We start from the raw sequence: 22329 nt of genomic DNA, 5'->3' as shown, positions 1-22329 counted from the left end.
GATAAAGCCCAAAAGAAAAAAGCCGCATAGTCTGCGACTTTACAGATGAGCTTCTCCCCAATCGTGAGGCCAACCAGCAGGAGGGAGAAAACACATCCCCGTTCTCCCTCTCCTGCTTCCTCCCCGTTTTACTGCTCTTTTCCCCGGCCAAGCAGCCCGCTGAGCGCCTCCGTTACGTTCATGCCGGTAAGCGTCTGGGTCAGCTCGGGAACCTGGGCCATGATTTTGGCGATGTCGCCGGTAATTTTGTTCACGCCCGAAGTAGTTCCATCCTGCGACACGACGGTAATCTTATCGACCTTGGCCAGCGGGGAAGCGATTTTCTCAGCCAGCTCCGGCAGGATCTTGAGGAATTCCACGGTCAGCGCGGCTTGTGTGAACTGCTTGTAGGCTTCGGCCTTCTTCTCGAGCGCCACCGCTTCCGCTGCACCGGCCAGTTGAACGATCTCCGCATTGGCCTTCCCCTTCGCCAGCTCGGCTTCCGCCGTAGCGAGTCCGCGTTTGGTCGTCGCGGCGGCCTCGGCTTCCGCCTCCAGAATTTGCCGCTGCTTGGCGGCCTCCGCTCTCATAATGGTCGCCTGGTTTTCTGCCTGGGCAGGCTTGATGACCGTGGCCTCCAGCTCCTTCTGCCTCAGCTCGACCTCGATTTCACGGACGTTCCGGTTGGCCTCGGATTCCATCTGCTTGATCTTGACCTGCTCGGTTACCAGCGATTGCTTGATCTTGTTCTGCTGCAGCTCATACGCAAGGTCCGCCTGCGCTTTCTTGACCTCCGTCTCCAGCTTAAAGTCCGCCTGCTTGATGTTCAGCTCCTTCTCGAACAGCGATTCCTTGGCGCGGGCAGCGGTTTCGGCTTCGATGGTCGCCTGATGCGCATTGGCTTGAGCGATGGAGGATTCCTTCTCCGCCTCGGCCTGCTTGATCCGGATGTCGCGTTCCGCTTCTGCCTTGGCAATGCTGGCATCGCGGCGGATGCGCTCAATTTCCGGCACCCCCATATTGTCGATATATCCTTTGTCGTCGGTAATTTTCTTGATGGTGAAGCTGACCACCTCAAGCCCCATCTTGTCGAGGTCCTCCGAGCAGGTCTCCCGCATCTTGCTGTTGATTTCGTCGGGCGTCTTCAAGATCGCTTCGACGGACAATTGCCCGATCAAACCACGCAGGTGGCCCTCCACCGAATGCAGGATGATCGTCTCGCGGTCCTCCTCCGGCCGGTCGATAAACTGCTCGCTCGCGGTCAGAATGGCGGTGGGATCGCTTTTGATCTTAATCTGTGCCACCGCCTCCAGGTTAAGCTTGATCCCTTGCCGGGAGAACATCGCCTGCGCCGGGATGACATCGAAGCTCATCAGCATCATGGAGATCGTCTTGTTGTTCTGGAAGCCGGGAATGACGAACGTCCCGCCGCCCTGCACCACCCGTTTCCCGCCGAGGCCATACACGATCATCGCCTGATTGGGCGGAACCTTCTTATAAGCGTTCACGATGCTGAATAAGGCCAGCAGGACAACCACAACAATGGCTGCGATGGAGTACAGAATAACCATTCGCTACGACACTTCCTGTTCGTTTAGATTCGGTCGATGTCCCTCTCGAAGAGGGTTACGGCCGCCATGCCTTTGTCCACCCGCAAGATAATCACCTTGTCCCCCTTGGCGAGCTGCTGGCCGGGCTCGGCCCGCACTCCCATGGAACGCATCGTTCCATGCAGAACATATTTCATTTCGCCGACCGACCCGTCCGCCGCCGCAATGCTGATGTACCCGAGGTGACCGGTTGGATCATACTCCAGTTCATTCATGCTGTTGTCGTATCGCCGCATCAACCGGGCCAGCACCGCATACAGGAGACAGCCGAGCAGCAAAGCGACCGCCGTGCAGCTTAACAGTACCGAAGGCATGCTCATGGAACTGAACCGGGTGAGCGCATAACCCGTGCCGCCCCAAACCGTGACAAACACCATTAGAGGGAGGATGGGCACGAAGCCCGGACCGCCGGCATCTCCGCCGCCCGCGTGCAGATGTCCGGCCAAGCCATGGCCGTGAAACCCGCCGCTGAGCAGAAGCAGCAACCCTACCCAGAAGCATACGATAAATACGGGAACGATAATGAATCTCTCCTTTCCAGCAATTGGGGTACAGCAAAAAGACCACAGCAGCGGCAGGGCTCTCCGTGGTCGGTTACACGATCATGGGCGCTCATCCTCTCTCATCGAGGCTTACGGGGTTGTTGTCTGAATCTTACGCCGGTTACCGTTTCTTGTAAAATTCGGCGTATGGAATAAGGAACCATAAAAAAGCGCCCGCCTTGAATGAAAACGCATTCTTTGCCTTCTCTCTTAAGCAATTGATTGTTTTTCTGCTTAATGCTCGGTTTTTCGCATGCGGTCGGCAGCAGCCGAGTCCCTTCACAGAGTGTGGATACTGGCTCTGAATTTCGTAAGGTGAAGATATTCTTGGATTGCCCAGGCTTGGAACTCCACATACATCCGATCGACCGCTTCGTCTGCCGAAATCCATACCAGTTCATGGTCCTCTTCAATCTTCAAAGCATTCGTCCCCGTTATCTTGGCCGCGTAAAAATGTCCAATTAATCGTAGAGGCTCCTTATTCTTAAATGAAATTGCATACTGGGAAGCTTTACCGATATAATCTCTGACTTCAATGTGGCATCCCAGCTCCTCCGCACACTCTCTTCGGAGGCAATCGTAATGGGTTTCTTCTCCTTCCAGTCCGCCTCCGGGTAAAAACACGCGTTCTCTCGTCGTGATAACAGCTACTTTCCCTTCTGTTTCAATAACTGCATATACTCCCGGTCGATCCCGATAGCTAACCCCTGCCGCTTTCTCTCCAAAGACTAACTCTTGATTAGTGGTCATGATTTTACTCCTTATCAATCGCTTTACGTATGCATTCGCTAATTTTGTGAAGAATCCTTTTTTATCCATAAACGCTTGCGACTCCGATAAAATAGAAAATTGACACTTGATCCTAACGGCCAAAGGAGGTATAGTCATTTTACATTGACATTACCGCAGGTCTAAAAAAGGAGGAGCCATGTCACCTCGTACCAAGGAACAGAACGACGCGATCCGGGAAACGCGGATGAACCAAATTATGCAAGCGGCGGCAGAGGTCTATTTGGAGAAGGGCATTCAACTGGAAATTCGGGATGTTGCCGTCCAGGCGGAGCTGGGCTACGGAACGGTATATCATTATTACAAAAACAAGCACATGCTTCTGGAGGATTTGCTGTGGGAGGCGCTGGACCGGACGGAGTCGGCGGTAAGACCGGCTTTAACGGAGGACGGAGATCGTTTGCTTCAAGCGAAGTCGTTCTCCCGGCTGCTCCTGCAGAGGTGTATCGAGGACCCTTCCGTCTTTATTCTGCTTAAGACAGTTGCGGATAATTTTCACCACTTCCCGGGAAACCGCTTCGGCAAGCTGTTTGCCGAATTTCAGGAACGGATCTATCTGCCGTTTGTGGAGCGAATCCGGGAAGGAACCGGGTCTCCCACCCCGGAGAAGACGGCCAACCTGCTGTTTGGCTCGCTGGTCGGCTGTGTGGCTTTGAACATTCACCACCATATGCAAAGCGAGATGGATGCGGATGGGATCGTCGCCATGATCTTTTCGGGCATTCCGGCAAAGGAGCGATAAAGGCATGGTTACTCTGAAATCGAAGGCCGAAATAAAGGAAATGCGAAAAGCCGGCCAAATTGTCGCGGCGTTTCATCGAGGGGTCGCCGATCTGATCCGGCCCGGCCTCACGACGCTCGACATTGAGGCGTTCGCGGTGCGGTTCCTGAAGGAAAATGGCGCCAGGGCGTATACCATGGGCTACAACGGTTATCCGTTTGCGACCTGTGCGTCCGTCAACGATGTGATCGCGCATGGATTTCCCAACCGCAAACCGCTCAAGGAAGGCGACATCGTCAAAATCGACATCGTCGCGGAGAAGGATGGCTGGATCGGCGATTCCGCCTGGTGTTACGCGGTCGGCAAGGTTTCGGAAGAAGCCCGCCGCTTGATGCAGGTTACGAAGGAATGCTTGTACCGGGGGATCGAGAAAGCCGTCGTCGGCAACCGGATTGGCGATGTGATGCACGCGGTTCAAAGCCATGCCGAGCAAAGCGGATACTCGGTGGTGCGCGATCTGCTCGGACACGGCGTGGGAAGAGAGCTGCATGAGGAGCCGAACTATATGCATATCGGGACTCCGGGCAAAGGGTTCCGCTTGAAGGAAGGGATGGTTTTTACGATCGAGCCGATGCTGAATGCCGGAAAGCCGTTCATGACGGTGGATGCCGACGGCTGGACCGCCCGGACGGCCGACGGCTCCCTTTCCGCCCAGTACGAGCATACGATTGCCCTTACGGCGGATGGCCCGATGATATTGACTGCCCAATAAGACCAAAAAACCGCGGTTTTCCGCGGTTTTTTTAACGGCCGGGTTTTTGCCGCCCCGTATTTGCCTTTGTTATTGCAGTTGTTGAGGACCTTCGCCACGATGGGGTTCCTTTTGAACCTCTGAAAAAAGAGATGGAGCCTCCCTTGGGGGTTGAGGCAAATACGTTTTCAGCATAAGCTCCATGTCTCTTTTGGTGATGGGCTTGGCATCGGGGAACAGCTCATAACCAAGCTCGCCGTTGTTTTCAATCGTACCGGACTTCACATCTTCTATATGCGAGATCCCTGCCATTCGAAGCCGTTTTTCGAGGTCATCGACCGATATTCGAAGCTTGCGCAAATTAGCCATTTCCAATTTACCTTCCTGAATGACGGGCACGCTCTCTCCATTTAAGATGGCTTCGATCCGCTTTGAGCGAAGCGTCATCCATTCAATCAGGATGAGGATTAAAATGAAGGTTCCCAGGACCCCGATCGTATTCGCCATTCCCTTGCCGCTTACCTCCGAACCGAGCACGGTACCGGTGGCCAGTAAGATCATGATCTGCGGTATGGTCATTTGGGATATGGATTTACGGCCTGCTATTCTTAAAAAAAACGTTCCGATACAAGCCAGCAGAATCGTATTCCCGATGATGATCCCCATGGTGATCCCCTCCCTTCCGGCAATGATTAAAGCATTCCCGATATTCCTTCGGAAAATCAAATTCAAGACTCGGCGTTCGGCCCCCTTCCTTAGGCGGTCAAAATCCGGGCCGGGCCAAAGAATTCATAGTGAATTCTCTCCTCGGAAATGCCCCACTCCGATGAAGGCCTGAGCGATGAGCCTATAGGCTTCGGTCCACGCCTGGAGCAGGATCGCTTCCAGGTTGTCAATATGGTCAGCGGCGGCATAGACGGCATTCGCGAGAGCGGCCTGCTGCCTCCCTTGTTTTTGATTAGCGTGATTAAAGATATTCAGCAGCTCCTAATGGGCGGCGAACAATCTCTCATAGAAATGCTTCGTAATGGCGGTTCCGTGCGTGCCCAAGACGGGAACGATGGATTTGACGATGCGAATGGTTTCAGCAGACAACTTGGGGCCGTTCACTCTTTCTCTTTAGAAATTTTGGTTAATGACGTTAATATATCCCGCCAACCGCTCACCTCGCATTGGCCATCGTCATTAAGTCCTGCGGCCAGTACCGTGCCGTCCGCTTTTAGCCCGAGCGTATGGGCGCATCCCGCCGCCACCGCCACGATATCCTGCCAGTCGTCCACTTTGCACTGGCCATGCTCATTCCATCCCAACGCCATTACGGTGCCGTCTGCTCTTAGACCGATCGTATGAGAGCTGCCCGCTGCCACGGCCACTATATCGCGCCAATCGCCCACTTCGCATTGACGATGTTTATTCCAACCTGCCGCCGTGACCGTACCGTCCGCTTTTAACCCAACGGTATGCAGATAACCTGCCGCCACCGCCGCAATGTTCTGCCAGTTGCTCACCTCGCATTGGCCATACCGGTTATTCCCCGTCGCTACAACCGTACCATCCGCTTTTAACCCGACGGTATGCCAATCGCCTGCCGTCACCGCCACGACATCGCTCCAGACGCTGACGTTGCATTGGCCTTCCTCGCTTCTGCCTACCGCCGTCAAGGTACCATCCGACTTCAGGCCAATGGAATAACGCCACCCCGCCGCAACGGCCACGATATCCTGCCAGCCGCTCACTTCGCATTGACCATGTTTGTTCCAACCGGCAGCCATCACCGTGCCGGCAGAGGTAAGACCGAGGGTATGCGCATGGCCGGTGTTCGTCGCCATGTGGACGTTGCCTGCCGCTACGGCCACGATATCCTGCCAGCCGCTGACCTGGCACTCGCCTTGTTTGGAGTCCCCGGCGGCCAGTACCGTTCCATTCGACGTGAGACCAACGCTATGACGACGACCCGCCGCCAGCGCAGCGTTCAGCCGTCGGCTTCCCTCTATTGGCGCGTTAATCGCGATTGTGCGTTCCATGGGTTCCCCCTTAGGCAAGATCATCCATTGCCTGCACGGCCAGCTCCAAAGCCTTCATTCTTCTTTCCAACAGCGTCCTTTGCGGACTGCCTGCCTTCAACTTCGCATAGCTTCTCTCCAGGGAAGGAAGCAACCCGGCAAGCACTCGGCGGGCTTCAGCTATCTCCTCTCGGCTGCAGGAGTGGGGCTGATTCTGCCAAACGCTTTCCAACAGGGCCAAGCCCACGGACAGCGCCTGGAGCCGATGTCGGAGCAAGGTGACATTTGCGGCCTTTTGCGTCATTTGCTCCAAGGCATTTTCGGATTTACGGATGGCCGATTGAAGCGATTTTGTGGATTCCAACCGGACTGAATCGGATACCTCTTCCATAGGAATGACGTCCTCTCTTACTGGATTAAGGTCAAGTGTGATAATACCTAAACAATATGATAGTATTCCATATAAAAGCAATGCCGTTACGCATCCGCATTTGACCCCAAGGTGATGATCCGATGAAGTTTGTCTATTCCGCCAGTCCATCCAAGCCTCTTCGCTATTACACCTGCGGCAATCTGATGAGCCGCGACGGTTTTTTGCATCACCGGCGCATCATGACTTGCCATGTCCTGATCCTCGTGCTCGAGGGCACTTTATACATCACGCAATCGGGGGCCCCCCATTCGGTCGCTTCGGGACAATACATGTTCCTTCGGGAAGGAGAAGAACATTACGGTCACCGGGCCTCCACCGGAAAGCTGTCGTATTTGTGGGTGCATTTTTCGTCCGAAGCCCCCTGGCAAACCGGTTCGACGGACGGCCCGCTTCCGGAAGCCTTCGCCTACTTCATTCCCGAACACGGCACGCCCGCCGGCGTTCAGCGCATCGGCCTGCTGTTCCGGCAGTTGATTGACTTTTCGCGTCAGGAAGCCCTCTATACCGAAGCGATTCTCACCTGCGCATTGAGTCTGCTGCTGATGGAGATGACGCAGGAGTTTCTCGACAGCCGCCATCCTCGCAACCGCGACCTTTCGCCGGTCGTTTACAGGCTCCTAGAATGGGTGAAGTCCAATTGCCATAAGCCGCTTTCCCTGGGGGAGATCGCCGAAGAATTTCACTACAATGCCGACTACCTGTCCTCCCTGTTCAAGAAAGAAACAGGCTTGACCCTGATGCACTACCTGAACAGATCGAGGGTCGAGATATCCAAGAATCTTCTGTCGAGCAATAACGTCAGCATCAAGGAGGCCGCCTATTCGTGCGGATTCCGGGATGAAAAATACTTCATGAAGGTGTTCAAAAAGTACGAGGGATTGACCCCTATGCAGTACAAAAGCGCTTTTCACAAAACCTAAACCGCCCCGTAGTCAAGGATAGACGGGGCGGTCTCTGGGATGTCTGTTCTTATTTGCGGGTGAAATAAACCGTGTAGACCTCGTCAGTGATGTCATACAACGGCTTGAACAGGATATTGGGATGCTGATGACGGGTCCGGTAGCTGTTCTGTTTCCAGGGATACGTGGCATAAGTATGCTCGGTCTGCGGCATCAGGAATTCCCGCGGGTTGTTGAAATCGCCTGTCAGTCCGCAGTCGCGGTCGGTCAGCCCCGCAAGGACAATCGGTCCGTCGACGATGGCGGCCAGCTCCGGCATATCGGGCAGGGCTTCCATCACCAGGCCGCTCGGGAAGAAGATCCGGATCGTATCGTTCGTCCATTCCCGGGTGAGACTCAGGTAGCCGTCGCGGATCTCGGGCGCGTCAACGGACTCGCCGTTAATCTGGACCGTCGGCTTCCCCTTCACCCAGCCGGGTACGCGGAACAGCAAGGAAAAGGCGGCGGGCGAAGATGCGGTGACCGTAAACTTCAAGGCCCATCTGGACAGTTGGCTGTCGTCGCGCTCGTCGAAGAACGCCTGGTCGTTGTAATATTTCATATCGGTCGTCTGCTCGAAGCAGATCTCCGCTTCGCCGCGGCGATAGCTCAATCGGGAAGGAATGTACTGGCTGACGATCAGCTTGCCGGCCTCGGGGTCCTCGTAGTATATCAGCTCGGGATAGAGCGCCTGCGCCTGAACCATGGTGCCGTGGCAGCACCAGAAATCCCGGGTTTTGCTTCCCCACTTTTTCCGGCTTCCCGCCGTAAGCGGCAGGAAATAAGTCGGCATTCCCGTCTGCGCGTGCTGCTGAGCCAGGAACCCGTTGTACAGGCTCCGCTCGATATAATCCGCATACTCCGGTCGGCTTGTCCATCTAAACAGATAGGACGCGGTTCGGACCATGTTGTAGACCGTACAGAATTCCTGGTTGGTCTCGCTGAGAAACTGCCCGTGCTTAAACGGCGGCACCCAAAATTCCCCCGCATTATGGCCGCACGTGCAATACGCTCCCCGGTCCGTGACCGCATTTCTCCAGAATTGCTCGGTAATCGTGCGCCACTTCTCCTCGCCCGTGACATCATATAGCTTGGCGGCCCCGTGAGAGAGCGGAATGCTTGCGTTCGAATGACAGTTGGTCAGCGCGTCTTTGCCCTCCAGCAGCTTTCCGAATAACCCGGGGTTGCCGTAGCGCTCCGCCAAGGTCAGGTACTTCTCCTGTTTGGTGATGGCATACAGGCTGGTCCAAATCTCCAGCATTCCGCCTTCCTCGCCGCTGTAGACAGCGTGCGGGTTCACCGATTGCATCGCATCGGTCCAGCGGATGTACCAGTCGCTCAGCCGATCCAGGATTTCCAGCGCCTGTGCGTTGCCCGCGTCCGTATAGGCGTGGGTTAGCCCCATGATGGTTTTATGCATGACATACTGCGGCGACCAGATATACCGGTTATCCGCCAGCTTTTGAAAGTATTTTTCCGGGAAGGAGCCCATCCACTCCCCACCGTTCAGCTCCTGGCATCGGGCCAGCTCGGACACGATCTTATCGAGCTTGGCCTTGAGTTCCATATCCTGATCCGAGGCCACATAGGCCGCCGCAGCGGAGAGCCAATGCCCCAGAAAATGCCCCCTGAGCTGACAGGTGGGAGCTTCCCAGCCCCAATGCAGGTTGGCCGTCGCCGGATCGTCCACCACTTGAAGCCCCGGCATGACAATCCCGGCCTCCAGATAGAAATTCTGCAGCAGACACTGGCTGTCCAGCTCCATCAGGTACTCCCGGTTAACCGCCATTCTCTCCCGAAAAATCCCCGGCAGCAGCGTTACCTTTCGCTTATCGATTGCTCTTAGCATGGCTATATCCTCCATTTGGAACAAGATCGTCTTCCCTGGGTTCATCATAGCCGGGATCGCCCGCCATGTCGGTAGACAAAAGCCTAGGAAAGGTTGCGAAAATCCAGGAGTCTCTTCGATAAAACGGGTATGGCCGCCGCGATCAGGACCATGCCCATAAAAGCGGGCGCGGCATGCCCCAGGGAGACGTAAAGTTGACCTCCGGCGATCGGCCCAAGTATTCTTGCCAAAGCCTGAATGGATTGGCTGCCTCCTTGAATCCTGCCTTGTTCGCTCGAAACGACCGCTTTGGAGAGCATCCCGTTGAAGGAAGGCCCGAAGATCGAATCTCCAAAACCGAATACAAACATTCCGGCAATGAGAAAAGGATAGAAGACGAACAAGGCCGATGCGGCAATAAGGCCATAGCCGATCATCTCCGAAACCATCCCGAGAACGGCAATCTGTTTATCGCTCCGTTTGATCAACAGCCTCGGCATGATCAGACCCTGCGAGACGATGTCTTGGAAGCCCATAATGGAAAACAGGAGTCCGATGAGCGCCGGCTTCCAATGGAACGTGTCCAGGGTAAATTGGGAAAACACAGCCTGTAAAGCTCCGCCCGGAATCCATAGCAGGAATGCGGAGACCAACAGCCTGTTTAAACTCCTCGTGGAAAGGAGACCGGCGAGCTGGATAAACGGATTAAGCCGCGCCAAGGGAATCTTGTTCAACCTGTGCTTCTTGCCGAGACTCTCGGGCATAAAGCACCATCCATAAACTGCATTGATGAGCGTAATGACCGCCCCGAAATACAAGGGGACGGAGTTGCCGAACTTGGCAAGCAAGCCGCCCAGCGTCGGACCGATCACGGAGCCCACCCCCACGACCGCACTCGCCCAACCGAAGTACTTGGTTCTCTGCCCCGGCGGAATGATGTCGGCAAAATAAGCAAAGATCGTGCCGATGCTCCCGCCGGTTATCCCTTCCAGGATTCGCCCCGCAAACAATACCCAGAGAGCCCCGCCTATGCCGAACACGAAGTACCCGGTTGCCGAACCCAAAAGGCATACCAAAAGCAAGGGACGGCGGCCATACCGGTCGCTTAACGCTCCAAGGACGGGGGCCGCAAAGAATACGCAAACGGCATAAACCGAGGTCAACAGCGTAACCATGGTCGCCTGTTGCGCCGGATTGCCCGTATAGGGCTGCACCAAAAACGGAACAACCGGCGCGATGATGCTGAAGCCGATTCCGCACAGAAACACGGAAATAAGACCGAACAGCAAAGCATGTTTATCGACGGCCGATTCCGCCGTCCGTTCCTGCCGAGGTTGATTTTTGAACATGAGCAATTCTCCTTTCCGAAGCATTTTTGATTCCCAGGAAACAAAAATGATAATCCATTCTTACCACGGCTTTGTTTCCTTGTCAACAAAAATAGCGGCATAAAAAAGCAGCCCGATTCTTGAGCCCGGACTGCGTTTCGTTTCCTTGCTAGTGCAGGATAGCCATTATTCCGGCTTCACACCGATCCCCTGCTTCTTAATTTCCGTATCCAAATGCCGGCTGTACCGTTCAATGAAGCCCAGCATGAGGTCGAATTGGTCCTCGGTTACTTGGCTAAAGACGGATCTATCCCGCTCCCGAAACTCCTGGTGCAACTCCTCGTGGAGGTTATAGATCACTCTGCCTTGCTCCGTTAGCCGAAAGTAGATCTCTTTCTTATTATCCGGCTTCTGATAGCTCTCGATCAGACCTTGCTCCATGAGCTTCTTCATCAGCTTACTGATGGCGCTTCTCGTCATATAGAGCGACTCCGAAAGCTTGGTCACGTTGGAATCCGCATTCTTTTCAATGAATTCGATGCAATGAACTTCGGAGGGTCTATACCCTTTAAGAACGTCTTCCATCTTCTCTTTATTCAGCCAGGTCATTTTATTAAACAAATCCCTGAACTTCCTCAAGACCAACTCGTCCTTGTTCATGACCGCTCCTCCCCGCCTTGGTGCCATACCTCTAGTATATTCAATTTCAAGGAAACGGGCCATATGCTCCAAATCCGACCACCTTTATATCGAAATATGGAGGTATCCTTTTGGCTTTATTTTTGGTAAGTTTCATAGAGGTAAGCGTTCTTATTTTCTCCGAAGGAGCAGGTTGCAGATGATGAAGGATGTAACGGATCAACTTCAAAACGCCTTGCGGGCAAGCGTTCATAACAAGGAGATTGCGGGCGCCAACTTTATGGTGATTCAGGACGGCCGCGAAGTGTTCTACCAGGAAGAGGGCTTAGCCGACCTGGCGACGGGCCGAAAGATTGCAAGGGATTCGATCTTCCGGTTGTATTCGATGACCAAGCCGATTACCGCTGCTGCCGTGATGCTGCTGCTGGAGCGAGGCGAGCTTGATTTATTCGATCCGGTAAGCCATTACCTGCCGGGCTTCAGTAACCCGCAGGTCGAGAACAACGGGGTCCTGGTTCCCGCCTGCCGGGAAGTGGATATTCACGATCTGTTAAACATGACATCGGGCTTGGTCTATGACGGCCCCGGCTTAGCCGGGCAGCACGCCTCCGCCTTGTTCCAAGAGTTGGGCCGCCGGTTGGATGGGGAGAACCCGATGAGTACGATGGAATTCGCCAATCGTCTGGGCCAGGGTCCCCTGTCCTTTGAGCCGGGTTCCTCCTGGGCCTACGGGACATCCGCGGACGTCCTCGGTGCGGTCGTGGAAGCGGTAAGCGGAATGAGATTCGGGGAATTTCTGCAAAAGGAATTCTTCGAGCCGCTCGGTATGAAGGATACCGGGTTCTGGCTGTCCGAAGAACAAAGAAGCCGCCTCGTTAATGTTTATCAGGATGGCGGCGAAGAAGGATTAAAGCTTTACGAGGGGAACCATCTGGGTGTTCTCAACTCTTTGGATCAGAAGCCCGCCTTCGAGTCGGGAGGGGCAGGGCTTGCCTCTACCATCGAAGATGCCGCCAAGTTTACGACGATGCTGATGAATCAAGGCAGCGTAAACGGCGTTTCGCTGCTGCGGCCCAAAACCGTCCGCTATTTGACTTCGGCCGCGTTGACCGCCGGGCAGCAGAAGGCTTTCGAACCGTGGCATTCCTTAAGCGGCCACAGCTTTGGGAACCTGATGCGCATCCTGACGGACGCCGGGAAAGCCGGAGTGATCGGCAGCCCGGGCGAGTATGGCTGGGACGGCTGGCTCGGGGCGTACTTCTGCAACAGTCCCCAGGATAAGCTCACCATCCTGTTCATGGTTCAGAAAAAAGACGCAGGCACGCTGCCGATCACACGCAAGCTGCGCAATATTGCCTTCAGCGCTTTGTCCCGTTTGGATTAGGACAAACGGCAAAGCAGCCCGCCCCCTTCCGGGAGGCGGACTGCTTCTTTTTATCCCTCAGTGACGGCTATTTCGTTTTATTCTCTTTCTCATTGCCGCGTTTAAAGTTCCCCGTTACCTTAGCCATGGCCAACTGGGTCTCCTTGTGGTCCTTTCCTTCTATTGCTTTTAAAAATTTTTCACTCGCCTTCCCTGAAAGAAGGGTAACTTTCCTGCCCATCCAGTAAATGAAAACCTTGTTGTCTTTCGTTGTCTGATAAGTGAATACTTCTTCATCGAGACGATTTCGTTTATCCACGTTGCCCATCGAATCATTCCTCTCCTAAACCGGTCATGAAGGACCCTCCCCTACAACAATTCGATATACCCCTCTGTTCCATTGACGCGGATTCTCTGCCCATCCTTAATCCGTTTGGTGGCATTCTCCACCCCGACAACGGCCGGAAGGCCATATTCCCGGGCGATCACCGCTCCATGGGTCATCAGTCCGCCCACTTCGGTGACCAGGCCTTGGATGGACACGAACAAGGGCGTCCAGCTGGGGTCCGTGAAGGGCGTCACCAGAATGTCGCCCTCTTCCAGTACGGCGTCCTCCATGCGGAAGAGGACGCGTGCCCGTCCCTCGATCACTCCGGCAGACACGGGCAGTCCGACCATCGCTCCGGCGGGAAGGTCCTCCCGTTTGTACCGGCCCGTCAGGATTTCGCCATCGGATGTCATCACGCGCGGCGGAGTGAGCCTTTCATAGAGGGCGTATTCGGCTTTGCGCTTGACGATGGTCGAGTAATCCAGGCGGCGGGTGCGGACGACTTCCTGAAGCTCCTCAAACCGAAGGAAGAATATATCCTCTTTCTCCTGAATAATCCCCGCTTGAACAAGCCCCTCGGCTTCCCTCAGCAAAGCCTGCTTGTAAATAAAGTAGCGGCTGATCATGCCATATTTGGGGAACTCGCGGTACCCGCTGAAGTTGCGGATCAGATCGATTCTCTGTTTGGTCTCGCGGGCCTTTTGTTCACCGTCCGGCAATGCTTTGAGACGATCCAGCAGCTCCCGCTCTTTTTCCAGGGCCTCCTGCCGTCCCTGTTTGAATCTCCGGTTTCCTTCGCCGGGTTCAAAGTTTTTGACATTGCTGAGGATGATGGGAAGCAGCGTTACCGGCTTTTCGCTCCAGCGGGTTCGCGAGATGTCGATTTCTCCCGTACACCGCATTCCATATTTGCGGAGGAAAGCAAGGATCGCTTCCCGGACCTCCCGCCCGCCTTCAAACCTCGGCAGTTCCTCCAGGAAGGTATCGTCCTTGGCGTGCTGCAGATAATCCACGATTGGCGGATAAGGCCGTATCCCATCCGCCACATCCAGCAGCGCGAGCCCCATCTCCGAAGTCACATTGTGAGGCACCGATTGAGAGAGCGTATCGACCGCGCTCTTTTCACCCAGCCACTCATACATCTGTTGATTGATCCAGACCGAAGCGTCCATCGAATCCGTAATAAACCGGAGGCCTTGCGAGTCGAACAAGATCCTTTTCAGCTCCTGGAGGTCTTCCAGAATAAACTCGAATAGCGCAGGGCCCGATTTCGTTTGGATGGTTTGGCTCAGCTCTTCGATGGAGGCTTCAGCCCGTTTAATCAAGTCGGCAGCCAGGACGGGATCGTATTCGACCAGCGGTTCGGAAACCTCGGAGCCCAGCGCTTTATGGCTTGGACGGGGAGCCGGCTGGGGATGACCGGCGGGGATCGGTTTTATAAAATCCTCGCGCTCCAGCACGGTCATCATGATGTCCTTAATAAGCGGATCGAATTTCCCCATCATGTGGACGAACGCGTCTCTGCTGGCAGGTGCAGCCAGCATGGGAGCGACATCGACGAACAGCCTGCCGCCTGCCGTAATCATGTTTCCGGTCGTGGTTAGCAAGTAAAAGGACAGTCCGAGCGGCTTCATCGCGTCGGTCATCATCTGCTGATGGCCGACCGAGAGATAGATGTGGTTTTCTTGATCGTTCGCTAAGGGAATCGGGAATAACGTCGTGATGGGCCTGCTCTGGAGAACATAAATAATTCCCTCCGTCAACCCCCATTCGATATCCTGCGGGCAGCCAAACCTGGCTTCAATCTGTCTTCCGATCTGAGCCAGCTGAATGATTTGGGAATCCGTCAGCGCTTGAACCGTTTGCCGATCAGGGGCGATCTCCCGGGTCTCCGTGCCTCCTTCCTTTCGCCCGAAGATCGCGAGCTGCTTGGCGGCAATCCGCTTCTCAATAATCTCTCCATCCCGCACTTTGTAGCCATCGGGGGATACCAAGCCGGAGACCAGCGCCTCTCCGAGCCCAAATCCGGCATCGATGGACACCACCTTTCGGTTGGACGTAGCGGGATCGACGGTAAATAAGATCCCCGATGCCTCCGGAAAGACCATTTCTTGAACGATAACGGCCAACGAAACGTGGCGGGAGTCAAACCCGTTCTGAAGCCGGTAGATAACCGCCCGATCCGTGAAGAGGGAAGCCCAGCATTTGCGGATATGCTGAAGGATGGCTTCGGTGCCGATGATATTGAGGTAGGTGTCTTGTTGGCCGGCAAAAGAGGCATGCGGCAGGTCCTCGGCTGTCGCGCTGGAGCGCACGGCATAAGCCTGGTCTTCGCCATAGCGGGAGAGATAGAGGGTTACGGCCTTCTCCACGGCGGAAGGAATTTCGGTTTCCAGGATGCTTTGCCGGAGCTTCCGGCTGATCTCCCCGATTTGCTGCCGATCTTCGGCTGTAAGCCTGGAGAGCTGCTCCACCAAAGCAGGATATGCTTCATTCTGCTCGATGGCGGCTTGATAGGCTGCCGTGGTCACACAGAATCCTTCCGGAACTTGGATTCCCTCCAGTTTCGATAATTCCCCTAAGTTCAGCCCCTTTCCGCCAACGAGTTGCAGCTGCGTTTGCTTCATTTCCCGAAGCCCGAGCACCAATGAATTCATTCCCTTCTCCCCTTCACCAGAAAAATTGAAAAACCGTTTGACAGAGGGTCATCGGTATGGTACAATAAAGATGTAAGATAAGATACTTGTATCCGGATTTCCCAAGACAGAGTTGCGCTCTGATTATATCATTACGCCTGTATAGATGCAATTCCAAAAGAAACCGGCAGCCAATTGGGTCGCCGGTTCTTTAATTTCCTATAATCTTAATCTTATAAGAGCAATATTTTGTTTCCATCGGGATCGTAAAAGGCAAGCTCTTTGCCTCCCCAGACTGCCGTTGTGGGCGGCTCTATATCCGCAATCTTCTCTTTTAATTCGACATAGGTTTTATCCAGATCGTCACAATTAAATACGAAGTTTACTTTCCCTTCACTTGATTTGCCCCATTTCGTTTCATCCCAAATGACGATGACGGGAGCTTCTCCATTAAACCCCAAAGAAACACCATCATAATTTTCATCGGATTCTACGATAGGAATCCCTAACGTTTCATTATAGAATTCCACCAACGCTTTCGGGTTAACCGATGAGATATTGACACAATGGTACTTAACGATCATGAATTTTTCCTCCAAACCCCAGTTCGTTTCCATCCAAATCTCGAATTGTAAATTTTCGTGTTCCCCAGGGGGTATCAAACAAAGGTTCAACCACCTCGACCTTGTCTTTTAAAGCTCCCCAGAGTTCATCAACATTCTCGATCTCAAAGTTAATTCTGCCATGCGACTTTTCACCTTTAACTTCCATTATCGCAAACTTGGCTCCTTCTTCAGACTTAAAATCATAATAGGCAGGATTCTCCATAGGCCAACCGCCATCGTTCTCAAATCCCAATATTTCTTCAACGGGTTCCCATTAAGTTATCCTATCCTCTTGGTTATTCTTCGCGAAAACGGTTTCAGAAACATCATAAGCTTCAAACCGTTTCCTGAGAATCTGTAATGATTTTTAATATGTTTTTCACATCCGCTTCGGTGTAGCCGGTTTTCTGGGCAATGGCTGCTTCCGACATACCGGATTTATGCATTTGAATGAGGACCGTATCCATATCCTCCGCAATCTCAAGGATATGGTTATCATAATCATAGAAACGGAAAACCTTCTGGCCCCACGGTTGTTCCTTAATATCATGCAAAAGCTCGAATCCGCTGCCGATAATCTTATCTCTTACCGAGTTAATATCGTCAAATTCAAAGTAAACCGCTAAATTTTGCGCTTTGGATACAATATTATCACTATTAATCAGTTCTGCAAAAAGCGATTTTTTATAAAGAGCAAAACCGCCCTCAAAGCCAACATTGAAAATGCCAAAATCTGCTTCTACTTTGCATCCAAGTAATTCTTCGTACAACATTCTTGATCGAACCACATCTTCAACCACTAGAATAGTTGATTTGAATCCCATAAGAATACCTCCCCAACTTTAGCGTGAATATCGTGTTAATGATTTCATTCCAGAAATCGATGATTATTAAATATTTCCGACTCAGATATCTGCTTGGTGAGCTCGTCTAATTCAGGAGAGGGGAACCAATCGTTCGAAATACCGTTACCATACTTTATCGTGTGCAAAATGGTTTTTGCAGACAAATATATATTATGATGAACATGCGGATTCACGGTTACACTCTCACCGCTTTCAAGCAAGCGAAGCGAAAACTCCCTTTCTATTTCGTATTCGGCATAAACCATCCAACCTTCCTGCACCAAATAAAATTCATGAAGCGATTTATGATAATGACTAGTTTGCCAAGCTCCCATAGCGGACGCTTCGGTGCGTATGTATGAAGTTCCATCTGAACTTACCAGCCTAAATCTTCGCTCTCCATTATCCATGACTTGATGTATGGTATTAATACCAAGCAGACATGCTTCTACCGGTGTAATTTCTTTTGGCATGTAATTCTCCTTCCACTAGCTTTAAGCAAATTTGATGTTTCACAAAGCTTCGAGCTCACGAAAGCCAACTTTCCCAATCCCGCCATTCGGTTCGTATGCCCCATTGCAGACTGCTATTTCCCTTCGCGGATAAAAAGCTCGATCCGATTCTTGATCGAGTCGCGAACTTCCCGGAACTTGGCCATGATTTCTTCCTCCGTACCCGCCGCTTTCGCGGGATCATCGAAGCCCCAATGCCATTTCACGACTTGCCGGTTTGAAATCGCCGGGCAGTGCTCGTCGGCGTGACCGCATAAGGTAATCACGTAGTCCGCCCGGTTGAGGATTTCGGGATCAATCACATCCGAGGTATTCCGGCTGATGTCGATGCCGACCTCCTGCATCGCTTGAACGGCCCGCGGATTAAGGCCATGGGCTTCCAACCCCGCGCTTTTTACGAGATAGCCGTCTTGGCCCAAAGCCTTCAGGAACCCGTCCGCCATCTGGCTTCTGCAAGAATTGCCGGTGCAAAGAAAATAAACGAGCGGTTTCTTTATCATGGTGAATCATCTTCCCCCTTGAGTTGGTTGTATATCGCCAGGCTTTTCCGAAAAATACTTCCTTTGAAACCAGAGCGCGACATGGACCAATCCGATCATAACGGGAACTTCCACAAGCGGTCCGATGACAGCGGCGAAAGCGACGCTGGAATGAATGCCGAATACCCCTACGGCTACCGCGATGGCCAATTCAAAATTATTGCTCGCGGCTGTGAAGGCCAGTGTCGAAGTGACCGGATACCGGGCCCCCACTCTCTTTCCCATCACGAACGAGAGGAGGAACATGATGACGAAATAGATCAGAAGAGGAACCGCAATGCGTACGGCATCCAACGGCAATTCAAGGATCATTTCACCCTTTAAAGAAAACATGACGATGATGGTAAATAGCAGAGCGATCAGCGTTAGCGGACTTATCCCCGGAATAAAGACTTGCTCATACCACTGCCGACCCTTCGCTTTGACGAGAATCAGGCGAGTCAGCATTCCTGTCGCAAAGGGAATACCTAGATAAAGGAATACGCTCTTGGCTACCTCGCCGATGGTGATGTCTACCGCCATGCCGGCCAGCCCGAACCATCCAGGCATTGTCGTCACGAAGAAATAAGCGTAAACCGAATAGAAGAAAACCTGAAAAAGGGAATTGAAAGCCACCAGTCCCGCAGCATATTCCGTGTCCCCTTTGCACAAATCATTCCAGACAATCACCATGGCTATGCAGCGTGCAAGCCCTATCATGATTAACCCCGTCATATACTCCGGGTAACCCCGCAGAAACACGATGGCCAAAACAAACATCAAAATCGGGCCGATAATCCAATTCTGGGCGAGAGACAGCAGCAGAATCTTCCAGTCACGAAACACCTTGCCCAATTCCTCATAACGCACCTTTGCCAAGGGTGGATACATCATCAGAATCAGTCCGACGGCGATCGGAATAGAAGTCGTTCCCGCTTGGTATCGGTTTAACAAACCGGTAATATTGGGAAAAGCATTACCCAAGCCAATCCCAATCCCCATTGCCAGGAAAATCCACAAGGTCAAATAACGATCCAGAAAGGATAGCCGCTTGGGAAGCAGTTCATTCACAGCAATATCCCCCGTTTCCTTGCTGCGTTTGCCGGTCGTCCCCATGGCCGCCTCGGGCTTCGCAGCCGCACGCGGACTCCGCATGGGTTAAGATGCCGCACAAAGCCGGAGAGAGCAATTGACCCACCGTCTCCCGGTTCAGCCGGTAATAGCTCCAGGTTCCCCGGGTTTCCTTGTCAACGAGCCCGGCATCCGCCAGGATTTTCAGATGATACGAAAGCTTGGACTGCTGCATTTCCACGATGTCGCATAGTTCGCAGACGCATACCTCGCCCTTTTGGCAGAGCTCGAATAGGATTTGCAGCCGCTTCTGATCCGCCAACGCTTTAAATTTCTGTTCATACTCCGCAAACTTAGCTTGTGCCGGCTGAGTTTTCTTCTCCGGACTTTCGATGCTCATCCGCTCTCCTCCTTATCTCGTTGCAGACGCGAGTGGACTCGGCATGGGCAGCGCAAGCGGTCCAAACAGAAGATCGAGAATCTTTTCCGCCGGCTTGCGGTTCTTGCCCCGATAAGGATAACTGTGGATGTGGATCGCCGGATTGAAGTTGATCTCGATGATGCCGTAATTCGTCTCCGTCGCCTCTTCGCCCGTATCCGTAATCATCATGTCCACGCCGCAGATCGCGGCTCCGGCGGCTTGCGCGGAACGGATCGCAAGCCGGTTGTAGCTGTCCGGTATCTCGTCCGTCATGTCGATGCTGTCGCCGCCCGTACTGATATTGGAATTTTCCCGCAGATAGACCGCCGTTCCGGCGGTCGGAACAGCGGCGCGGTTCCATCCGTGCTGCTTGAGGAACATCGTCTCCGCCTCGCCCAGTTGAAGCTGTTCCAGGGGAGTTTTGTACCCCTTCCCCCGCAGAGGATCTCGGTTCTTCTCCCGGACAAGCTGCTCGATGGTGCTCACTCCGTCACCGACCACGTTGGCGGGAACGCGGTGGAGGATGCCGACCACCTCGTCGCCCATGACCAGAAACCGATATTCCTTGCCCAGAATGAATTCCTCCAGAAGCACGGTTCGGTCATGGGCAAACGCCATCTCCACGGCGCGTGCATAATCCTCCTCCGAACAGCCGCGATCAAAGATCGTGATGCCCAGCCCGAAATTCGTGGATTTCGGCTTGATCACGGAAGGTTTATCCCGATAGGCGGGATAGGCCGCCAGCGCCTCTTCCCGGTTGTGGAAGGCCGTTCCATGGGGCACGCGAATCCCGTTTCGCTTGAGCACTTCCTTGGTCACAAGCTTGTTCTCCATGATAAGCACGGTGCTGTACGAATCCAGAGACGTCTTCGTCGCCTGCTTCACGAACTCCTGTCGGTCTCCCTTGGTCAATACCACAAAATTCTCGGTTCGGTCGAGCAGCTCGAAAGCGATGCCGCGCTTGACCGCCGCCTTCAGCAGCAGCTGGGTCGACAATTCCAGGTCTTCATACCCGCCGAACCGGTAACCCGATTGCCGGCTCTGCCCGGCATACTCCTTCGCTTTGGCCAGATGATACCGCATGAACGAGGAGCACGCAATCTCCGCTTTTACCCTTGACGCATAGCTGCATTCGGGATGAAGGAGCTTCATCCGTTCTCCCTCCAGCAGAGCGACCCAAGTCTGATCCTGCGACGCTAAGGCCTCTGCCAGCTCCAGAAGCCGGTCCAGGACCTGCCCGGCCCTCTCCTTCATTTCGATCCGGCGGGACTCGCGATCGTACAGGTAGCCTTCGATGCCTACTTCAAGCAGTTGATCCTGATTGAGCTGGGCCATCATCTGATCCTCAAACTCGTAAGGCTCGTCTTCCTTGACCAGCGACCACAGGAGGAACAGATGCACGAGCCGCATCGTTTCCTTGCGGATTCCGATCTTGTCCAGCGGGTTCAGATCGAGCAGCCGAATTTCCAGATACTCGATTCCATTCCGACCAAGCAGCCGCAGAGGGTCCGTTTCCGTACCGCCTTGAGCGGGCTTTAGGCGAACCGGGCTGTAAAATTCTTTGGCGCTGAGCAGGGTTCCGGACTGAATGAGCCGGTTCAAATCGGCGATATGCTCCTCCAAGGTTTGAAAGGACACCGCCAGCGGGTCCGGGTTGCGGTATCCGCACGGACTGTTGCGCAGCGAATTCATATGGGGAAAGGAATAGCTCAGCTGATCGTGCGTGCTGCCGAGCGCGACGCATCTTTCGATATACGTCTTGTCGAACACCGGGCTGGCCCCGGTGAGATAGATCAGCAGCCAGCGGTACCGCAGGAGGTTGCGGGCCATCTTCAGATACAGGGCATTCTTGAAGGCCGGGTACGACTCCTGCGGCCGGATGCCCTCATGCAGCGCCCTCAACAGTTCTTCGGGAAAGGAGAAATTAAAGTGAATCCCGCTGAGCAGCTGCCGCTTGCGGCCGTACTTGTCAGCCAACCGGTTTCGATAAGCCTCCTCGGCCGGGTTCTCCAGATGGGCCACGGGAATCTCCCGTTCGTCCGGCAGGATCGGCGGATTGCTGCTGGGCCACAGAAACTCCCCCCGCTCCTCCAATTCGACGGAAACCAGATCGTGCAAAGCTTCGAGGAAGCGATAGGCCCCGTCAATCGAGGGAAAGACCGGCGTGATCATTTCGATCTGACTCTCCGAAAAGTCGGTTTGAATATAAGGGTTATCCGACTTGGAACCAAAGGCCGGCGGATGAGGCGTCAAGGCAAGCCTGCCTTCCCCGTCGACCCGAACGTTTTCTTTTTCCAAGCCAAATTGCCCTTGAAAAAAATCCAGATTTTTGTCCACAATGAACGAGAGGAGATTATCCGGTAACGCAACCATACCTGCAGCCATCCTTTTATCAATTTTTCTTGATATATAGAGTGTACTTCAAGGGGGCCCTGTATTCAATCCCTTAATCAAATTATTTTGATCTAA

Annotated in this window: 22 protein-coding genes and 2 pseudogenes; 4 read left to right on the top strand and 20 right to left on the bottom strand. The window is 53.5% G+C overall.

Annotated elements, in window-relative coordinates; genetic code table 11:
* Positions 1-128: 128 nt before the first annotated feature.
* From ACSEXS_RS08360 to ACSEXS_RS08350, 3 genes are all read right to left on the bottom strand, one after another.
* Positions 129-1550, bottom strand: coding sequence for a flotillin family protein (locus ACSEXS_RS08360; protein ID WP_438432703.1), 1422 nt, complete (start codon positions 1548-1550; stop codon positions 129-131).
* A gap of 23 nt (positions 1551-1573) precedes the next feature.
* Positions 1574-2095, bottom strand: a complete 522-nt coding sequence (locus tag ACSEXS_RS08355; RefSeq protein ID WP_500796481.1) for an NfeD family membrane protein — start codon at positions 2093-2095, stop codon at positions 1574-1576.
* Between the two features lie 315 nt (positions 2096-2410).
* Positions 2411-2881, bottom strand: a complete 471-nt coding sequence (locus ACSEXS_RS08350) for an NUDIX domain-containing protein (protein ID WP_438432701.1) — start codon at positions 2879-2881, stop codon at positions 2411-2413.
* A 178-nt stretch (positions 2882-3059) separates the two neighbouring features.
* Between ACSEXS_RS08350 and ACSEXS_RS08345 the strand changes: the two genes are divergently transcribed.
* Positions 3060-3662, top strand: a complete 603-nt coding sequence (locus ACSEXS_RS08345; protein ID WP_438432700.1) for a TetR/AcrR family transcriptional regulator — start codon at positions 3060-3062, stop codon at positions 3660-3662.
* 4 nt (positions 3663-3666) lie between these two features.
* Positions 3667-4413, top strand: coding sequence for a type I methionyl aminopeptidase (gene map, locus ACSEXS_RS08340; protein ID WP_438432699.1), 747 nt, complete (start codon positions 3667-3669; stop codon positions 4411-4413).
* Between the two features lie 69 nt (positions 4414-4482).
* On the opposite strand, the gene ACSEXS_RS08335 is transcribed toward map, so the two are convergent.
* From ACSEXS_RS08335 to ACSEXS_RS08320, 4 genes and pseudogenes are all read right to left on the bottom strand, one after another.
* Entirely contained in the window at positions 4483-5058 is a 576-nt protein-coding gene (locus ACSEXS_RS08335) for a DUF421 domain-containing protein (RefSeq protein ID WP_438432698.1), read from the bottom strand.
* Positions 5059-5211: 153 nt separating this feature from the next.
* Positions 5212-5502: pseudogene (locus tag ACSEXS_RS08330) on the bottom strand (nitric oxide dioxygenase); the annotation flags it as partial.
* On the bottom strand, positions 5499-6416 hold the full coding sequence (locus tag ACSEXS_RS08325) for an RCC1 domain-containing protein (protein ID WP_438432697.1): 918 nt from the start codon (positions 6414-6416) through the stop codon (positions 5499-5501). The pseudogene ACSEXS_RS08330 and the gene ACSEXS_RS08325, both read right to left, overlap by 4 nt.
* A 10-nt stretch (positions 6417-6426) precedes the next feature.
* Positions 6427-6786, bottom strand: coding sequence for a hypothetical protein (locus ACSEXS_RS08320; RefSeq protein WP_438433111.1), 360 nt, complete (start codon positions 6784-6786; stop codon positions 6427-6429).
* 122 nt (positions 6787-6908) lie between these two features.
* Between ACSEXS_RS08320 and ACSEXS_RS08315 the strand changes: the two genes are divergently transcribed.
* Positions 6909-7748, top strand: a complete 840-nt coding sequence (locus tag ACSEXS_RS08315) for a helix-turn-helix transcriptional regulator (RefSeq protein ID WP_438432696.1) — start codon at positions 6909-6911, stop codon at positions 7746-7748.
* 49 nt (positions 7749-7797) lie between these two features.
* Here the strand turns inward: ACSEXS_RS08315 and ACSEXS_RS08310 are convergent, their stop codons facing one another.
* The 3 genes from ACSEXS_RS08310 to ACSEXS_RS08300 form a co-directional block, all read right to left on the bottom strand.
* Positions 7798-9615 (bottom strand): beta-L-arabinofuranosidase domain-containing protein, encoded by a 1818-nt coding sequence (locus ACSEXS_RS08310; RefSeq protein WP_438432695.1) that lies wholly within the window; start codon positions 9613-9615, stop codon positions 7798-7800.
* 83 nt (positions 9616-9698) lie between these two features.
* The gene (locus ACSEXS_RS08305; RefSeq protein ID WP_438432694.1) at positions 9699-10943 is read right to left on the bottom strand and encodes an MFS transporter; all 1245 of its coding nucleotides are present in this window, start codon (positions 10941-10943) and stop codon (positions 9699-9701) included.
* A gap of 165 nt (positions 10944-11108) precedes the next feature.
* The gene (locus tag ACSEXS_RS08300; protein WP_438432693.1) at positions 11109-11582 is read right to left on the bottom strand and encodes a MarR family winged helix-turn-helix transcriptional regulator; all 474 of its coding nucleotides are present in this window, start codon (positions 11580-11582) and stop codon (positions 11109-11111) included.
* A gap of 178 nt (positions 11583-11760) precedes the next feature.
* Here ACSEXS_RS08300 and ACSEXS_RS08295 point away from each other — a divergent pair, with 178 nt between their 5' ends.
* Entirely contained in the window at positions 11761-12945 is a 1185-nt protein-coding gene (locus tag ACSEXS_RS08295) for a serine hydrolase domain-containing protein (protein ID WP_438432692.1), read from the top strand.
* 67 nt (positions 12946-13012) lie between these two features.
* Here the strand turns inward: ACSEXS_RS08295 and ACSEXS_RS08290 are convergent, their stop codons facing one another.
* The 10 genes and pseudogenes from ACSEXS_RS08290 to gshAB all read right to left on the bottom strand — a co-directional run bounded on the left by ACSEXS_RS08290 (position 13013) and on the right by gshAB (position 22233).
* Positions 13013-13252 carry a hypothetical protein gene (locus ACSEXS_RS08290; RefSeq protein WP_438432691.1) on the bottom strand — a complete coding sequence of 80 codons (240 nt, stop codon included), beginning with the start codon at positions 13250-13252 and terminating at the stop codon, positions 13013-13015.
* A 41-nt stretch (positions 13253-13293) separates the two neighbouring features.
* Positions 13294-15909 carry a phosphoenolpyruvate synthase gene (gene ppsA, locus ACSEXS_RS08285; RefSeq protein WP_438432690.1) on the bottom strand — a complete coding sequence of 872 codons (2616 nt, stop codon included), beginning with the start codon at positions 15907-15909 and terminating at the stop codon, positions 13294-13296.
* A gap of 212 nt (positions 15910-16121) precedes the next feature.
* Positions 16122-16472: a VOC family protein gene (locus tag ACSEXS_RS08280; RefSeq protein WP_438432689.1), complete on the bottom strand. Its 351-nt coding sequence runs from the start codon at positions 16470-16472 to the stop codon at positions 16122-16124.
* Complete coding sequence (locus ACSEXS_RS08275) at positions 16462-16746, bottom strand: VOC family protein (protein WP_438432688.1); 285 nt, start codon at positions 16744-16746, stop codon at positions 16462-16464. Before ACSEXS_RS08275 ends, ACSEXS_RS08280 begins: the two co-directional genes overlap by 11 nt.
* Positions 16747-16828: 82 nt before the next feature.
* Positions 16829-17317 carry a VOC family protein gene (locus ACSEXS_RS08270; RefSeq protein WP_438432687.1) on the bottom strand — a complete coding sequence of 163 codons (489 nt, stop codon included), beginning with the start codon at positions 17315-17317 and terminating at the stop codon, positions 16829-16831.
* 44 nt (positions 17318-17361) lie between these two features.
* Positions 17362-17811: a cupin domain-containing protein gene (locus tag ACSEXS_RS08265; RefSeq protein WP_438432686.1), complete on the bottom strand. Its 450-nt coding sequence runs from the start codon at positions 17809-17811 to the stop codon at positions 17362-17364.
* A gap of 113 nt (positions 17812-17924) precedes the next feature.
* The gene (arsC, locus tag ACSEXS_RS08260) at positions 17925-18350 is read right to left on the bottom strand and encodes an arsenate reductase (thioredoxin) (RefSeq protein ID WP_438432685.1); all 426 of its coding nucleotides are present in this window, start codon (positions 18348-18350) and stop codon (positions 17925-17927) included.
* A 6-nt stretch (positions 18351-18356) separates the two neighbouring features.
* Positions 18357-19430 carry an ACR3 family arsenite efflux transporter gene (arsB, locus tag ACSEXS_RS08255; protein WP_438433110.1) on the bottom strand — a complete coding sequence of 358 codons (1074 nt, stop codon included), beginning with the start codon at positions 19428-19430 and terminating at the stop codon, positions 18357-18359.
* A 70-nt stretch (positions 19431-19500) separates the two neighbouring features.
* Positions 19501-19839: pseudogene (locus tag ACSEXS_RS08250) on the bottom strand (ArsR/SmtB family transcription factor); the annotation flags it as partial.
* A 12-nt stretch (positions 19840-19851) separates the two neighbouring features.
* The gene (gene gshAB / locus ACSEXS_RS08245; protein WP_438432684.1) at positions 19852-22233 is read right to left on the bottom strand and encodes a bifunctional glutamate--cysteine ligase GshA/glutathione synthetase GshB; all 2382 of its coding nucleotides are present in this window, start codon (positions 22231-22233) and stop codon (positions 19852-19854) included.
* Positions 22234-22329 lie beyond the last annotated feature (96 nt).

Origin of the sequence: Gorillibacterium terrae, from assembly GCF_051594785.1 — a bacterium.
GTDB lineage: Bacteria > Bacillota > Bacilli > Paenibacillales > NBRC-103111 > Gorillibacterium.
Note: the sequence above shows the minus strand (reverse complement) of the source record. Positions and strands in the feature narration are given on the sequence as shown.

Bases quoted from the DNA above. Each gene is read 5' to 3' on its own strand.
- ACSEXS_RS08315 (WP_438432696.1), top strand. From the start codon at position 6,909: ATGAAGTTTGTCTATTCCGCCAGTCCATCCAAGCCTCTTCGCTATTAC.
- ACSEXS_RS08350 (WP_438432701.1), bottom strand. From the start codon at position 2,881: ATGACCACTAATCAAGAGTTAGTCTTTGGAGAGAAAGCGGCAGGGGTT.
- ACSEXS_RS08320 (WP_438433111.1), bottom strand. From the start codon at position 6,786: ATGGAAGAGGTATCCGATTCAGTCCGGTTGGAATCCACAAAATCGCTT.
- ACSEXS_RS08325 (WP_438432697.1), bottom strand. From the start codon at position 6,416: ATGGAACGCACAATCGCGATTAACGCGCCAATAGAGGGAAGCCGACGG.
- ACSEXS_RS08295 (WP_438432692.1), top strand. From the start codon at position 11,761: ATGATGAAGGATGTAACGGATCAACTTCAAAACGCCTTGCGGGCAAGC.
- ACSEXS_RS08335 (WP_438432698.1), bottom strand. From the start codon at position 5,058: ATGGGGATCATCATCGGGAATACGATTCTGCTGGCTTGTATCGGAACG.
- ACSEXS_RS08310 (WP_438432695.1), bottom strand. From the start codon at position 9,615: ATGCTAAGAGCAATCGATAAGCGAAAGGTAACGCTGCTGCCGGGGATT.
- ACSEXS_RS08360 (WP_438432703.1), bottom strand. From the start codon at position 1,550: ATGGTTATTCTGTACTCCATCGCAGCCATTGTTGTGGTTGTCCTGCTG.
- ppsA (WP_438432690.1), bottom strand. From the start codon at position 15,909: ATGAATTCATTGGTGCTCGGGCTTCGGGAAATGAAGCAAACGCAGCTG.
- ACSEXS_RS08305 (WP_438432694.1), bottom strand. From the start codon at position 10,943: ATGTTCAAAAATCAACCTCGGCAGGAACGGACGGCGGAATCGGCCGTC.
- gshAB (WP_438432684.1), bottom strand. From the start codon at position 22,233: ATGGTTGCGTTACCGGATAATCTCCTCTCGTTCATTGTGGACAAAAAT.
- ACSEXS_RS08270 (WP_438432687.1), bottom strand. From the start codon at position 17,317: ATGGGATTCAAATCAACTATTCTAGTGGTTGAAGATGTGGTTCGATCA.
- ACSEXS_RS08290 (WP_438432691.1), bottom strand. From the start codon at position 13,252: ATGGGCAACGTGGATAAACGAAATCGTCTCGATGAAGAAGTATTCACT.
- ACSEXS_RS08265 (WP_438432686.1), bottom strand. From the start codon at position 17,811: ATGCCAAAAGAAATTACACCGGTAGAAGCATGTCTGCTTGGTATTAAT.
- ACSEXS_RS08345 (WP_438432700.1), top strand. From the start codon at position 3,060: ATGTCACCTCGTACCAAGGAACAGAACGACGCGATCCGGGAAACGCGG.
- map (WP_438432699.1), top strand. From the start codon at position 3,667: ATGGTTACTCTGAAATCGAAGGCCGAAATAAAGGAAATGCGAAAAGCC.
- arsC (WP_438432685.1), bottom strand. From the start codon at position 18,350: ATGATAAAGAAACCGCTCGTTTATTTTCTTTGCACCGGCAATTCTTGC.
- ACSEXS_RS08300 (WP_438432693.1), bottom strand. From the start codon at position 11,582: ATGAACAAGGACGAGTTGGTCTTGAGGAAGTTCAGGGATTTGTTTAAT.
- ACSEXS_RS08280 (WP_438432689.1), bottom strand. From the start codon at position 16,472: ATGATCGTTAAGTACCATTGTGTCAATATCTCATCGGTTAACCCGAAA.